Source organism: Amycolatopsis rhabdoformis (assembly GCF_035918295.1).
Taxonomy (GTDB): domain Bacteria; phylum Actinomycetota; class Actinomycetes; order Mycobacteriales; family Pseudonocardiaceae; genus Amycolatopsis; species Amycolatopsis rhabdoformis.
The window spans coordinates 7,955,211-7,969,965 of sequence record NZ_CP142149.1; the positions used below are offsets into that span (position 1 = coordinate 7,955,211).

10 protein-coding genes are annotated in these 14,755 nt (G+C 71.0%); 4 read left to right on the forward strand and 6 right to left on the reverse strand.

The genetic code is table 11. The features are described from left to right. The first annotated feature begins 21 nt into the window (after positions 1-21). Entirely contained in the window at positions 22-672 is a 651-nt protein-coding gene (locus tag VSH64_RS36690) for a DUF1707 SHOCT-like domain-containing protein (protein WP_326567337.1), read from the forward strand. A 1,637-nt stretch (positions 673-2,309) separates the two neighbouring features. Here VSH64_RS36690 and ptsP read toward each other — a convergent pair. The 3 genes from ptsP to VSH64_RS36705 form a co-directional block, all read right to left on the reverse strand. Beyond that, a complete protein-coding gene (gene ptsP, locus VSH64_RS36695; RefSeq protein ID WP_326567338.1) occupies positions 2,310-3,944 on the reverse strand; it encodes a phosphoenolpyruvate--protein phosphotransferase in 1,635 nt (544 codons plus the stop codon). Between the two features lie 1,250 nt (positions 3,945-5,194). Continuing rightward, on the reverse strand, positions 5,195-6,067 hold the full coding sequence (locus tag VSH64_RS36700) for a ribokinase (RefSeq protein ID WP_326567339.1): 873 nt from the start codon (positions 6,065-6,067) through the stop codon (positions 5,195-5,197). A 261-nt stretch (positions 6,068-6,328) separates the two neighbouring features. Beyond that, positions 6,329-7,342, reverse strand: a complete 1,014-nt coding sequence (locus VSH64_RS36705; protein ID WP_326567340.1) for a hypothetical protein — start codon at positions 7,340-7,342, stop codon at positions 6,329-6,331. Positions 7,343-7,497: 155 nt separating this feature from the next. On the opposite strand from VSH64_RS36705, the gene VSH64_RS36710 reads away from it, so the two are divergent. Continuing rightward, positions 7,498-8,235 carry a TetR/AcrR family transcriptional regulator gene (locus VSH64_RS36710; protein WP_326567341.1) on the forward strand — a complete coding sequence of 246 codons (738 nt, stop codon included), beginning with the start codon at positions 7,498-7,500 and terminating at the stop codon, positions 8,233-8,235. A 285-nt stretch (positions 8,236-8,520) separates the two neighbouring features. Here VSH64_RS36710 and VSH64_RS36715 read toward each other — a convergent pair whose 3' ends face one another. Beyond that, positions 8,521-9,258 (reverse strand): SDR family oxidoreductase, encoded by a 738-nt coding sequence (locus VSH64_RS36715; RefSeq protein WP_326838128.1) that lies wholly within the window; start codon positions 9,256-9,258, stop codon positions 8,521-8,523. 168 nt (positions 9,259-9,426) lie between these two features. Here VSH64_RS36715 and VSH64_RS36720 point away from each other — a divergent pair, with 168 nt between their 5' ends. Then, positions 9,427-10,302, forward strand: a complete 876-nt coding sequence (locus VSH64_RS36720; protein ID WP_326567342.1) for an ABC transporter ATP-binding protein — start codon at positions 9,427-9,429, stop codon at positions 10,300-10,302. Next, entirely contained in the window at positions 10,299-11,081 is a 783-nt protein-coding gene (locus tag VSH64_RS36725; RefSeq protein ID WP_326567343.1) for a hypothetical protein, read from the forward strand. The genes VSH64_RS36720 and VSH64_RS36725 overlap by 4 nt, the downstream gene beginning before the upstream one ends. Here the strand turns inward: VSH64_RS36725 and VSH64_RS36730 are convergent. Further along, a complete protein-coding gene (locus VSH64_RS36730; protein ID WP_326567344.1) occupies positions 11,078-11,716 on the reverse strand; it encodes a hypothetical protein in 639 nt (212 codons plus the stop codon). The genes VSH64_RS36725 and VSH64_RS36730 overlap by 4 nt on opposite strands. Positions 11,717-11,825: 109 nt before the next feature. Further along, entirely contained in the window at positions 11,826-14,723 is a 2,898-nt protein-coding gene (leuS, locus tag VSH64_RS36735; protein WP_326567345.1) for a leucine--tRNA ligase, read from the reverse strand. Between the last annotated feature and the right edge of the window lie 32 nt (positions 14,724-14,755).

The following is a 14,755-nucleotide window of genomic DNA, read 5'->3' on the forward strand; positions in this document are numbered from 1 at the left end:
CATGGTTCTACCATCGTTTGCATGGCCGAGGAAGAGACGACCGGCGCGGAGACCGCGACCGAGACGAAGCCGTTGACGGCACGCGACATCCGGGTGTCGGACGACGAGCGCGAGCACGTCGTCGCCGTGCTGCAGAAGGCGATCGGGCTGGGCATGCTCAACCTCGACGAGTTCACCGAGCGCACGGACAAGGCCCTGGCCTCCCGCACGCGCGGCGAGCTGAACGCCGTGCTCACCGACCTGCCGGGGCTCCTGCACCCGGGCTCGGCGCCCGCCCCGGCGGCCAGCTACGCGCCACCGGCCTACGCCCCCGGCCAGCGGCTGGAGCTCAACGCCAAGTACTCGTCCCTCCAACGCGGCGGCCCATGGCAGGTCCCGCCCGCGCTGGTCGTGCGCAACAAGTACGGCAGCACCAAACTCGACTTCACCGAGGCCCGCGTCTCCACCCCGGTGGTGGAGATCGAACTGGACTCCAAGTGGGGTTCGGTGGAGATCATCATCCCGCCCCACGCCGCGATCGACTACAACGCGATCACCGAGATCAAATTCGGCTCCCTCGACGACAAAACCGGCAGCAACGGCCGCGCCGGCAACCCCCGCTACGTCCTCACCGGCCGCGTCCACGGAGGCTCGCTGGTCATCCGCAACCCTCGGCGGGGCTTGTTCGGCTGACCAGCGACACGGTGCCGGACCCGGTTTTCCATCCGTCGGCCGGGTCCGGCTCCGTTTTTGTGCTGGGAGTTGGGGCGGGGTTGCGGATTCCACGCCACGGATTGGTGGGCGCCGTGGCTGCGGTCCTGTGCCGGCCACCTTCGGCTGCGGCCGGCTGACCGGAAACGGCGGAGCCGAGTCTCCAGTCGGCGCCCGGTCCCCGCGATCGCCATCCGCGCGCTGAAGTCGCATCCTGCGCAGGCGAGATCAGCCCCGCGTTGGCCGGGGTCCTGCGCAGGCAGCCTTCGGCGGGCCAAGCCTGACCGTGGCCGAGGATCGGCTCGTCGGCAGCGCCGGAGTCGAGTCTCCAGTCGGGACTGGCCCCGACTTTCGTCACCCGCGCGCTGAAGTCGCATCCTGCGCAGGCGGGCTTCGGCCAGCGCCGCCCTGGCTGGGGTCCCGTGCTGGCCACCTTCGGCGGGGTAAGCCTGACCGTGGCCGAGGATCGGCTGGTCGGCAGCGCCGGAGTCGAGTCTCCAGACGGGGCCGGTCCCGACTTTCGCCATCCGCGCGCTGACGTCGCATCCTGCGCAGGCGAGATCAGCCCCGCGTTGGCCGGGGTCCTGCGCAGGCAGCCTTCGGCGGGGCAAGCCTGACGGTGGCCGAGGAGCGGCTCGTCAGCAGCGCCGGAGTCGAGATTCCAGTCGGGGCCGGTCCCGACTTTCGTCACCCGCGCGCTGAAGTCGCATCCTGCGCAGGCGGGCTTCGGCCAGCGCCGCCCTGGCTGGGGTCCCGTGCCGGCCACCTTCGGCTGCGGCCGGCCTGACGGTGGCCGAGGAGCGGCTGGCCGGAGGTGCCTTAGCCGAGATTCCAGTCGGCGCCCGGTCCTGGCTGTCGCACCCACGCACTGGAACCACATGCCGCGCGGGCGGGATTCGCCCAGCCGCGCTGTGGCCGGTGCTCGGCGAACCTCGGGCGCCAGGCGATCTCCGCACGGCGGCCGACCTCGGCTTTGGTCGGGCACAGCGCACTTTGGCCAGGCCCGCACACCACCTCGGCTTCGGCAGCCAAGATCGGAGTCGGCGATCAGGTCGGCGTGCCGAACTGGTTTCCGTCCACGGCCCGACCCGAATCGGCTTCGGCTTGGGCGTGCGTGGCTGCGGTCGGCAATCGGATGGTTGGCGGTGCGGTGTCCGCCTTCGATCGCCAGGTCCGGCGTCGGTCAGTTGTACGCGTCACGACCGGACCGATGCCCTGCCGATTTCAGCTTCCGAAAGCAAGACTGGCGTGTCTCCAGCGAGCGGCCGGCCTGCTTTGGCCGGCTGCGCACGTCACCGCGGGACCGGAGTCGGCACCTGCCTCGGCTGGCAATGCCTGCGCCGGCCATCAGCAGGGTCGGGCCGAACCCGGCGTCCATTCGACAGCCGGGTCCCGTACCGCTTCCAGATCGCTGCTGCACGGCTCGTTGCGAACGCGAGCCGCTCGGCTGCGGCTTGACCGCGGCAGGCAGGTTGACCCGCGGAGCTGGGCTCTCTGACGGATTGGATCAGCCACACGCACCTTGACCCGCACCAGCGCCGGGCAAATCCTACGCCGCGATCAGCTCACCAGCGGTGCTGGACCCGGCCGCCATCCAGCGACCGGGTCCGCCTCCGTTGCTAGTCGACCGCCCGCGCCGCCGCCGGGTTCGCGCTGGCCAGGGCCCCTGCGGCGCGCGTCTCGGCTTCGGCCAGGGTGACCGTGGCCAGGGAAGCACCGACGGACCGCACGGCTGCCGCGTTCATGGACAGGCTCGTGAGGCCCAGACCGGCGAGCACGACGGCGAGCCGCGGGTCGGCGGCTGCCTCGCCGCAGACGCCGGCGGGTTTGCCCGTGGCCTTCGCGGCGTCGCCGATCAGCTTGAGCAGGCGGAGCAGCGCGGGTTGCCACGGGTCGTTCAGCTTCGCGACCGCGCCGAGCTGCCGGTCGGCCGCGAAGGTGTACTGGGCGAGGTCGTTGGTGCCGACCGAGACGAAGTCGACGACGTCGAGGATCTCCCGCGCGGACAGCGCCGCCGCCGGGATCTCGATCATCACGCCGGCGCGGGCGATTCCCGCGGCCCGCACGCGCTCGGCGAACCAGGCGGCTTCCTCGGCTGTGGCGACCATCGGGGCCATCACGGAGACCTCGGCGCCCGAATCGTCGGCCGCGCCCTTGATGGCTTCGAGCTGACGGTCGAGCACCTCGGGCCGGTCGAACGCCACGCGCAGGCCGCGCACGCCCAGCGCCGGGTTGGGCTCGGCGTCGGGGTTGAGGAAGGCGAGGGGTTTGTCGGCGCCGGCGTCGAGCGTCCGCACGATCACCGGCTTGCCGCGGAATGGCGCGAGGACCGCCGCGTACGCCTTGCGCTGCTCGTCGACGGAAGGTTCAGTCGGCGCGTCGAGGAAGCAGAACTCGGTGCGGAACAGGCCCACACCCTCCGCGCCGGCGTCGGCTGCGGCCTGGGCGTCGGCGGGGGAGCCGACGTTGCCGTAGACCTTGACGACGTGGCCGTCCTTGGTCGCGCCGGTGCCGTTCCACTCCGCCGGCCCCTGCGCGACAGCCGCGATCACCGGCTCGGCGGGGTCCGCCGGCTCGACCGCGCCGGTGTCACCGTCGACGGTGAGCGCCTTTGCGTCGAGATCCAGGATGCCCTTCACCGCCACGACGGCCGGAATCCCCAGCGCACGGGCCAGGATCGCGGTGTGACTCGTGGGCCCACCCTCCTCGGTGACCAGCGCGAGCACCTTCGCGGGATCCAGCCCAGCCGTGTCCGCGGGCGCCAGGTCCCGCGCCACGAGCACACTCGGCGTCGCCAACTCCGGCACTCCCGGCGGCGCGACCCCGAGCAACTCGGCCACGAGTCGGTCGCGCACATCGCGGACATCGCGCACCCGCTCCGCCATGTACCCGCCGGCCGCCGCCAGCGCCTCGGCGAAGCCCTCGGCCGCCTGGTACACCGCGCGCGCCGCCGGCAGATTCTGCTCAGTGATGAGCTTGCGCGCCTGCGCCGCCAACGCCGGATCAGCCGCCATCGCGGCCGTGGTGATCAGGATCGTGGCCGCCTCACCGGTCGCCGCCTCGGCCCGCGCCTCCAACCGCTGCGCCACCACCTCGGCCGCCGGCCCGATCCGCCCGGCCTCCGCCTCGGCATTCGCAGGCGCCGGCGCACTCGCCGGCTCCCCCAGAGCCTCCGCCACCCGCACGACGGGCCCCCTGGCCCGCCCCGGACTCACCGCAACCCCGCCCAGCCTCGCCGGCGTGCTCTCAGACATGGTCTAGACCATATCCCAGATCCACGCTCCCGGCTCGCGGTGTCGGCCACACTCGCCCGACCCCTGCCTTCTCGACCACCTGCGGTACCTCCTCGTCAGCCCCCGCTCTTCCGACTTTCCCACCCAACGTTGCCGCCCCTCACCCCCGCCGGACAAACCCCCACCCTCCTCGGGGGGCTGCCCTGTTCCAGTTTACCGAGGTCAGGGGGCCGAAAACGGGGAGCGGGGAATCTGTGGACAACTCGGGGTCGGCCGGGTCGGGTGTGGATAACTCCGGGCGAAGGCGGGATGCGGGGGTGGGACTGTGCTATCAGGCGGCACGGCTGGAGCGCGGGCTGAGGTGGGAATCAGGGAGCGGCGGCGAGTGGTGCGGTGCCGAGTCGCGCGGGTGCGGCGCTGCCGAGCACCCCGAGAAGACCCTCGGATTCGGCAAGGGGTGGGACGGGGGCTCGTCGCGACGTGGGCTCGGCCAGGAGCCGTCATTCGCGAGCCAGGGCAGTGCCACGGCTGTTACGTCGGAAGGCTCAACGACGCGAACGAACCGCCCGCCGAGACACGCAGGGGCTCAGACCAGGTCGAGCATCTGCCGCGGCGGTTCAGGAGGGTTCGGCAGCCGCCGGCGCGAGTCGGGAGGCTTCGGTAGGCGCGGTCGCGGGCCGGGAGCCTTCGACGGCCGTCGGGAGTCAGGAGACTTCGGCATCCGCGGGCGGGTCAGGACCGTTCGACGACCGCCGTGGGTCCGGCGGGATCGGCAGCCGCGGTCACGGGGCAGAAGAACCCGGCAGCCACCCGCGCGAGTCAGGATACTTCAGCCGCCACCGCAAGATAGGCGAGTTCGGCAGCCGTTGCCGCGGGTCAGAAGAGCCCGGCGGTCGCGGGTCAACAGAGTTCGACGGCCGTCGCGGTTCAGGTGAGTTCGGCAGCCGTGGGCACGAGTTGGAAAAGCTCGGCAGCGCTGTCGCAGTTCGGAGGAGTTCGGCAGCCGCCGCGCGTGAAGAGAGCTCGGCGGCGGTCGCCGTTCAGCCATCGCGAGTCAGACGAGTTCCGCAGCCGCCACAAGTCTGGAGGAGTAAGGAGGCGCCGCGAGTCCGGAGAGTTCAGCAGGCGCCGGCGCGAGTCAGAAGAGTTCGGCAGTCGTCGTGAGTACAGAGAGTTCGGCAGCCACCTCGAGGCCAGAACCCGGCAGCCACCGCGGGTCAAGAGAGTCCGGCGGCGGTCGCCGTTCAACAGACTTCGGCCGCCGCCGTGAGTCAGAAGACCTCGGCGGCCGTCGGATAAGAAGGCTGCGCACCCGCGCGCGTAACGCTCACCGCGGCCACCGCAGCGGCGCGGTGGGCCGCCTCGGTAAGGGAGAGACCGGAGGCGAGCGACGCCGCCAACGCCCCAGCGAAGGCGTCGCCCGCGCCGGTGGTGTCCAAGGCGCGGACGGTGGGTGAGGCAACCGACGTGGGGCCCTCCGGCGTGATGACCACAGCGCCACGCGCCCCCAGCGTCACGACCGCCGCGCGCGGGCCCAGGGCGAGCAGGCCAGTGAGGTCCGCAGAGGTAGAACCGAGCAAATACGCAGCCTCGTGCTCGTTCACCAGCAGCACGTCCACCGCCGACAGGGTCTCGGTCGGCAACAAAGCGGCCGGCGAGAGGTTGAGCAGCACCGTGGCCCCCGAGGCGGCCGCGCGGGAGACCGCGTGGGAGACCGTCGCCAGCGGGACCTCCAGCGAGAGGACGACCACGGACGCGCCGGAAAGCGCCGCGTCCGTGATGTCCGAAGGCGAGAGCGCCGAGTTGGCGCCCGGTGAGACCAGGATCGAGTTCTCGCCGTCGGGGGTCACCGTGATGTACGCGATGCCCGTCGGCCGGTCGACTGTGCGGAGGTGGTCCAGTGAAACGCCGGCACCCGTGAGGGAATCGCGCAGCAGGGTGCCGTAGGCGTCCGGGCCGACGGCGCCGAGGAGGGCCACGGAGGCACCCAGGCGGCCCGCGGCGACGGCCGTGTTCGCGCCCTTGCCGCCTGGTGAGAGCACTGTGTCGCCGCCGAGGACGGTTTCGCCGCCGGCCGGGCGGTGGTCGACGGGGACGACGAGGTCGGCGTTGGCGGATCCGATCACCAGCACGGCTGCGCACATGGGCGTCACTGTGCCACGGGGGTGTTCGGGCGCAGCTCACGCACCGTCCGTGCGCAAAAGTGAAGGTTTTTGTAACTTATTCGGCGCCCAGTGCGACAATCAGGCGAGCAGCGGCTGCCCGTCACTCGATCGGGGGATCCATGTCCCCCAGGCGTCACTTCTGACACGGGTTCCGCTCTTGTGGAGCGTCACTGTCCTTGAGCCAGTGGCGTTGCCCCGACCGGAAGCGCACCGGAGAGGGCATCGGGTCGCCGGCGCCGATCACGTAGCCCCCCGAGTGATCGGCGTCGGCGGCGCCCCGACCAGCGCGGCCACCGCCCGCGCGGCCGGCATCGAAACACCCTTCGCCAGCACGAAGTCACCGCCGTCGCGCCGGAACACGCGGACGACGCCCCCCACTTCGGCCGTCACGGCGGCGATCTCGGCCCGCCGCACCTCCGCACCGTTGTCGTAGCGGGGTGTCCACATCAGCCGGTCGCCGTCCACGGTGAACACACCGCGCGTGCCCCGGTGCCGGGTCCAGACCAGGGCGGCCGCGCACAACGCGACGGCGATCAGCCCCGGCACGGTGACCGGCAGCCACACCCGCGCGACGAGCACCGCCACCAGCAACACCACCGTGGCCCCGACCGCCACCTGCCGCTCGCCCGACGCCTTGCTCGCGCGCACCTTCACGCTCGCGCCGGCCTCCGTCGGCACGCGCTTCGCCGAGCCCCACCGCACGACCTTCGCCGCCGCGCGCTCCAGGCCGAAGCCGCCGCGCCGCACCTCGAGCGACGGCCACCGCACCAGCCCTGGCCGCACCGCTTCGACCGCGGCCGCGAACCGGTGGGCCTCGGCCGGTTCGAACAACGTCGACAGCACAAAACCTTCGCGCCCCCGCCGGCTGAACCGGCTCGCGAACCGCTGCTCGTCCACCGGCGCCAGGTACACCTCGACGCGATCGGGCTTCTCCACCAGCACCACCGCGCGGAACTCGGCCCACCGCAACACCAGCCGTGCCTCGCGCACAGGGAACCGCAGGCCTTCGGCGGCGACCTCGACGCTCAGCCGCTCCTTGCGCATCCCGCGCACCCCCACCGGGATGCACCCCAGCAGCACCAGCCCGACCAGCGCGATCACCGAGCCGGCGTACAGCCCGGCGACGCTCACCGTCATCAGCACACCGCCGAACCCGGCGATCAGCAGCCCGGGCACCAGGAACAGCAACGCGGCCAGCCGCACCTCGTCCGGCGGGACGGGCGCGGGGTAGGTGACCATGGTGACTTCACTCATCTCGGCACGAAGTGTGACAGAACGTGCGCGAGGTTTCCTCCGCACGCCCGCGCGTTTCCCCAGCTCACGGCGAACCGGCCCGTTCCGGGACCCGAAACGGCCGATCCGGCCGCGTTGTTACGGGAACGAGCGCGCCGACCACCTAGAATGTCCGGATGAGCAGCCCCACGCGAAGGGGCCGCGCGCGAGCGGCTACCGAGCAGGACATCCGCCGGACCGCCCGGAGACTGCTGGTCGAACAGGGTCCGGACGCCGTCACGCTCCGGGCGATCGCCCGGGAGCTGGGCATCACCGCGCCGGCCCTGTACCGCTACTACGAATCGCGCGACGACCTCGTCGAGAACCTGCGCCTCGACGTCTGCGCCGACCTCGCGGCCGAGCTCGCCGAGGACATCGCCGTGCTCCCCGACGACGGCATGGCGCAGCTCTTCGCCATCTGCAAGGGCTTCCGCCGGTGGGCGCTCACGCACACCAAGGAGTTCACGCTGGTGTTCGCGTCGCCCACGGGCGGCGTCGGCACCACGGCCGGCAGCGCGCTGCACCGCCTGGACGAGCCGTTCGGCCGCATCTTCCTCTCCGCCGCGGGCCAGGTCCTCGCCACGCACGACCTGGTGATGCCCCCGAACGACGTCGTGCCGCCCGAGCTGCGCGACGACCTCACCGCGTTCCAGAGCGAACTGCTCAGCGTGCTCGGCGAATCCGGCCGCGCGATCGCGCCCGAGAAGCTGGACCTCGGGCTCACGTACCTGATGATCCAGTTCTGGGCCCGCCTCTACGGCCACGTGACGCTCGAGGTGTTCGGCAACTACCCGATCCCCGTGTCGAAGCCGGACATCCTCTTCGAGGCCATCCTCACCGACCTGGCCCGCGACGTGGGGCTCTACTCGGGCTAGGTGTATTGCCCGGTGAGGTTGGGGACGCGGATGGGTGTCCGTTGAGAGCGGCACGTCGACGGTGGTGGTTGTAGGTGTGCAGCCGGTGTGACAGTGCTTGGCGACGTCATCGACGATGCAGCGGGTCAAGCGCAGTCTGCCGGTCGGGGTCAGAGGTGCGTTGGCGCGAGTACACGAGGGCCTCCGTTGGTCGGTGTAGAGCTCGCAATCCACACCGACCCCGGAGGCCCTCCCTCACGCCAAGATCACGTGTCGCCACGATCGCAACCTCCCAAGACAGAACAGCTAGGCCGCGTGCCCGCCGTCGACCGACAGGGTCGCGGCGGTGATGTACGCGCTCGCCGGCCCTGCGAGGTACGCCACGGCGTCGGCCACCTCCTCGGCCGTGCCGTAGCGCCCGGCCGCGGTGAGTGAGCGCTGGTCCTCGGCGAACGGACCGTCGGCCGGGTTCATGTCGGTGTCGGTCGGCCCCGGGTGCACCAGGTTCACCGTCACGCCGCGCGGCGCGAGCTCCCGCGCGAGCGCCTTCGTGAGACCGACCATCGCCGACTTGGTCATCGCGTACAGGACCATGCCCGCGCCGGGCACGCGATCGGTGACGCAGCTGCCGATGGTGACCACGCGCCCGCCCTCGCCGAGGTGCTCGGCCGCCGCCTGCGCCACCAGGAACGCGCCACGCACGTTCACGGCCAGCACCCGGTCGAGGTCTGCCAGCGCGGTCTCCGCGACCGGCGCCACCCACCCCACGCCCGCGTTGTTGACCAGCACGTCGAGCCGCCCGAACTCGGCGACCGTGGCCGCCACGGCCGCCCGCACGGCTTCGGCGTCCGCGCTGTCCGCCGCGATCGCGATCGCCCGGCGCCCGGTCGCCTTGATCTTGTCCACGACGTCGGCCGCGAGCGCCGCACCGCGCACGTACGTGATCGCGACGTCCGCGCCCTCCTGCGCCAGCCGCACCGCCGTCGCCGCGCCGATGCCCCGGCTGCCGCCGGTCACGAGCGCCACCTTGCCGTCGAGCTTCATCCCCAGATCTCCTTCGTGGAAGCCGATTTTGTTCACGCCTTCATCGAATCGGCCGGCGTTCGGGCGTGCTGGCGCGTTTCGGCCGTGGCGCTCGAAGGTGCCGTTTCGCACACGCGTGGACACGGGTTGTGACAAACTCACTGCGGATCTTGAACGGGGGAGGCCGGGTTGCTGCACGTCCAGGGGCTGGTGAAGGTCTACGACGGCCGCCGGGTGGTGGAGGACGTGTCGTTCGCGTTGCAGCCCGGCACGGTCACCGCGTTCCTCGGGCCCAACGGCGCCGGGAAGTCGACCACGCTGCGGATGGTCTGCGGCCTCACGCGGCCGACGGCGGGCACGGCGACGATCGCCGGGCGCCGCTTCGCGCAGTGGCCGAATCCCGGGCATGTGGCGGGCGTGCTGCTCGACGCGGCGGCCGTGCACCCCGGCCGCACCGGACGCCACCACCTCGTGAGCGGCGCGAAGCTGCTGCGGCTGCCCGCCTCGCGCGCCGACCAGGTGCTCGCGCAGGTGGGGCTGAGCGACGCGGCCAACCGCCGCATCGGCAAGTACAGCCTCGGCATGCGCCAGCGCCTCGGGCTCGCGCACGCGCTGCTCGCCGACCCGCCCGTGCTGATCCTCGACGAGCCCATCAACGGCCTCGACCCCGAAGGAATCCGCTCCACGCGCCAGCTTCTGCGCGGCTACGCCCAGCGCGGCGGCACCGTGCTGCTCTCCAGCCACGTACTGTCCGAAGTGGACCAGACGGCCGACCGCATCGTGATGATCGGCCACGGCCGCGTGGTCGCCGACGGGCCGCTCGCGAGCTTCGCCGGCCCGGCGCGGACGGTGGTGCGCACCAACGACGTGCCCAAACTCGGCACCGCGCTGCAACGCGCGGGTCTCGACGTGCGCCAGACCGGCCCCGACGCGCTGTCGGTCGCCGCGCCGACCGAGCGCGTCTCGGAGATCGCGTTCGCCGCGCAGGTGCGGGTGCTCGGGCTGGCCGAAGAACAGCAGAACCTGGAAGAGCTCTTCTTCCGCCTCACGGGAGGTCCGCGATGATCCCGATGCAGACGGCCGTGCCGCAGCAGCCCGCGTGGGCGGTGGGCGCCGAGAAGCGCGCGTCGTTCGGCACGCTGGTGGGTGTCGAGCTGCGCAAGATGAGTGCGACGGTCGCGGACAAGATCCTGATCATCGCCGCGCCGCTCGTGCTGGTCGTGCTGTCGATCATGTTCATGGTCGACTCTTCACGCCCTTACACGCTCGAACGGCAGCTGGGCTCGGTGTTCCTCACCGTGCGGCTCGCCGCGGTGCTGGTCGACCTCACGCTGGTCAAGCTCATCGCTGCCGAATGGCACTACCGCAGCGCGCAGCCGACGCTGCTGGTGCAGCCTTCGCGCCTGCGGTACGTGTTCGCGCAGGCCACCATCGCGATCGGCGCGTGGCTGCTGATCGGCGGCGTCCACGTGCTGATGACGTTCACCTTCCTCGCCGGCCGCCTCGACGCGCGTGATGCGCAGAACCTGCTCACGTTCCGCCCCGGCATGGTCGTCGCGGCGTGTCTCGTGGGCGCCTTCTGTATGACGCTGCTCGCGGTCACGGTCGGCTGGCTCATCCCCAACACCGCCGGCGCGATCACCACCTACGTGCTGGTGTCGCTGCTGTTCACGATCCTGCAGGGCAACATCGACCTCGCCGGCTGGGTCGACCCCATCGAACCCGCCCGCCAGCTCGGCGGCGTCTCCGAGCACGGGGTGATCGCGCTGGTCACGTCGCTGGTGCTGTGGGTCGGCTTGGCCGCCGTCGCCATCATTCGCGCGGGCAACCGGGAAGCCGCCTAGCCGGCCAGCGAACCGCCGCCGGGATCCACGATCTTGAGGTAGGTCTCGGCCAGTTGCTGCACGCCCGGGCAGGTCTTGTCGCCGATCTCGCGACCGTGCTCCGGGGTGTAGTCCCCGGGATCGCCGCCGGGCTTCACCGCCACCTGCAGCACCTGCGACGAACCCGTGTTCACCGAGTACACGCAGCCGTTGTTCTCCACCGTCGACACGGCGTAGTAGTGGTTGTCCTGCACCAACGAGCGGCGGAAATGCTGCAGCGTGTACGAGTAGGCGCCCCAGGTGCCGGTCCACGGGTCCGGCAGGCGATCCGTCGGGTTCATCGCACCGACCTCGACCTGCACGCCGTCCTGCCGGGTCACCACACACACCGAACCGTAGGGATCGAACAGCGTCGAACCGACGTCGAACGCACTCCTCAGCTGCGGGTTCTGCTCGAACTGCGCACAGCTGTTCGGGAACAGCGGCGCGCGGGTGGTGATCACCGGCAGCCGGTCGTAGGCGACGGAGTCGGCCGGCAACGCGGGTGCGGGCTTTCCCGGCGCCGGAGCAGGCGCGACGCCGCACCCCGCGACCGTGGATCCCGCCACGGCGAAACCCAGCGCGGCGAGCAAGGCGGTGATCGATCGACTACGCACGGCAAGCACGTTACCGGCCCGGGCACGAGACCCGGGCCGGAACGCGCGAATTCACCAGAACCGGCTCAGCACCGACTCAGCGCCGGATGAAAACCGATCCAGAACCGGCTCACAGCACGATGTTGACCAGCCGCCCCGGCACCACGATCACCTTGCGCGGCGTCTTGTCGCCCACCAGCGCGGCCACCTTCTCCTCCGCCAGCGCCGCGGCCTGGACCACATCGGACGCCGCGTCGGCCGGCACCGTGACGCGGGCGCGGACCTTGCCGTTGACCTGGATCGGGTACTCGACCGAGTCCTCCACCAGGTACTGCTCGTCGACGACCGGGAACGGGCCGTGCACCAGCGAGTCGACGTGGCCCATGCGCTGCCACAGCTCCTCGGCGACGTGCGGGGCCAGCGGCGCCAGCAGCAGCACCAGCGGTTCCGCCACCTCACGCGGCGTGCCCGCAGCCGAGCCGTACACCTTCGTCAGGTGGTTGTTCAGCTCGATCAGCTTCGCGCCCGCCGTGTTGAAGCGCATCTCCGCGTAGTCCTCGCGGACGCCGGCGATGGTTCGGTGCAGCAGCTTGCGGTCGGCCTCCGACGGGTCCTCGGCGGTCACGCGCAGTTCGCCCGACTGCTCGTCGATCAGCAGCCGCCACAGGCGCTGCAGGAACCGGTGCGCGCCCACGACGTCCTTGGTCGCCCAGGGGCGGGACATGTCCAGCGGACCCATGGACATCTCGTACATGCGGAAGGTGTCCGCACCATACGTATCGGACATCTCGTCAGGCGTGACGGCATTCTTCAGGCTCTTGCCCATCTTGCCGTACTCCTGCTTGACCTCCTGGTCCTGCCAGAAGAACTTGCCGTCGCGCTCCACGACCTCTTCGGCAGGCACGTGCACACCGCGCTCGTCGGTGTAGGCGTACGCCTCGATGTAGCCCTGGTTGAACAGCCGCCGGTACGGCTCCTTCGACGACACGTGGCCCAGGTCGAACAGCACCTTGTGCCAGAAGCGCGAATACAGCAGGTGCAGCACCGCGTGCTCCACCCCGCCGACGTACAGGTCCACGCCACCCGGGTCGTCCACGCCGTGCTCGGCCGGGCGCGGGCCCATCCAGTAGGCCTCGTTTTCCGGCGCGCAGAACACATCCGGGCTGTCCGGGTCGACGTAACGCAGCTGGTACCAGCACGAACCCGCCCACTGCGGCATCACGTTGGTGTCGCGGCGGTACTTCTTCGGCCCGTCGCCCAGGTCCAGCGTGACGTTGACCCACTCGGTCGCACGCGACAGCGGCGGCGACGGCTCGGAGTCGGCGTCTTCCGGGTCGAAGGTCTTCGGCTTGTAGTCGTCGACGTCCGGCAGCACCACGGGCAGCTGGTCCTCGGGCAGCGCGATCGGCATCCCGGTCTCGTCGTAGACGATCGGGAACGGCTCGCCCCAGTAGCGCTGGCGCGCGAACAGCCAGTCGCGCAGCTTGTACTGCACGGTGCCCTCGCCGGACCCGCGCTCTTCCAGCCACGCGATGATCGTCTTCTTCGCATCGGCCACGCCCATGCCGTCCAGCGACACGGTGTCGTTGGCCGAGTTGATCGCCGCGCCCTCGCCGGTGAACGCCTCGCCGTCGAAGCCCTCGCCCGGGTCGACCGTGCGGACGATCTCCAGCTCGAACTTCTTGGCGAAGTCGTAGTCACGCTGGTCCTGCGCCGGCACGGCCATGATCGCGCCGGTGCCGTAGCCCATCAGCACGTAGTCGCCGATGAAGACCGGGATTTCCTTGCCGTTGACCGGGTTCACGGCGTACGAACCGGTGAAGACGCCCGTCTTCTCCTTGTTCTCCTGCCGGTCCAGATCGGACTTGCGCGAGGTCGTCGCGCGGTACTCCGCGATCGCGTCGGCCGGGGTCTTCGCGCCGCCGGTCCAGATTTCGGGGTGCTCACCCGGCCACTCCGCCGGTGTCAGCTTCTCCACCAGAGGGTGTTCCGGCGCCAGCACCATGTAGGTGGCGCCGAACAGCGTGTCGGGCCGGGTCGTGAAGACCTCGATCTTCTCGTCGCCGGAAGCGCCGGCCACGAAGGCCACGCGCGCGCCCTGCGAGCGCCCGACCCAGTTGCGCTGCATGGACTTGACCTTCTCCGGCCAGTCCAGCAGGTCCAGGTCGTCGACCAGCCGGTCGGAGTACGCGGTGATCCGCATCATCCACTGGCGCAGGTTCTTGCGGAACACGGGGAAGTTGCCGCGGTCGCTGCGCCCGTCGGCGGTCACCTCTTCGTTGGCGACGACCGTGCCCAGGCCAGGGGCCCAGTTCACCGGCGCCTCGGAGATGTAGACCAGGCGGTGGTCGTCGATCACCTTGCGCTGCTCGACGTCGCTCAGCTCGCTCCACGGCCGGCCGTCGGGTGTCGGGCGCGCACCGTCGACCAGCGCCTTCACCAGGTGCTCGATCGGGCGCGCCTTGCCGGCTTCGTCGTCGTAGTAGGAGTTGAAGATCTGCAGGAAGATCCACTGGGTCCACTTGTAGTAGTCCGGGTCGATCGTCTCGATCGAGCGGCGCTCGTCGTGGCCCAGGCCCAGGCGCTTCAGCTGGCTGCGCATGGTGGCGATGTTCGCCTCGGTCGTGGTGCGCGGGTGCGTGCCCGTCTGCACCGCGTACTGCTCGGCCGGCAGCCCGAAGGCGTCGTAGCCCAGCGTGTGCAGCACGTTGCGGCCGATCATGCGGTGGTAGCGCGCGTAGACGTCCGTGCCGATGTAGCCCAGCGGGTGCCCGACGTGCAGGCCCGAGCCGGACGGGTACGGGAACATGTCCTGCACGAACAGCTTGTCCGACGGCACCGGCTCGCCCTCGACCGCCAGCGTGCCCGTGGGGTTCGGCGCGTGGTAGGTGCCGTGGTCGGACCAGTAGTCCTGCCAGCGGCGCTCGATCTGCCCTGCGAGCTCCGCGGTGTAGCGGTGCGGCGGGGTGTTCTCGGCGCCGGGAGCGCCGTCACCCGTGACCGGGGTGGGCGCCGTGGACTCTGTCATCGCCGTCTTCCTCCGTGAATCGGACCACTCCA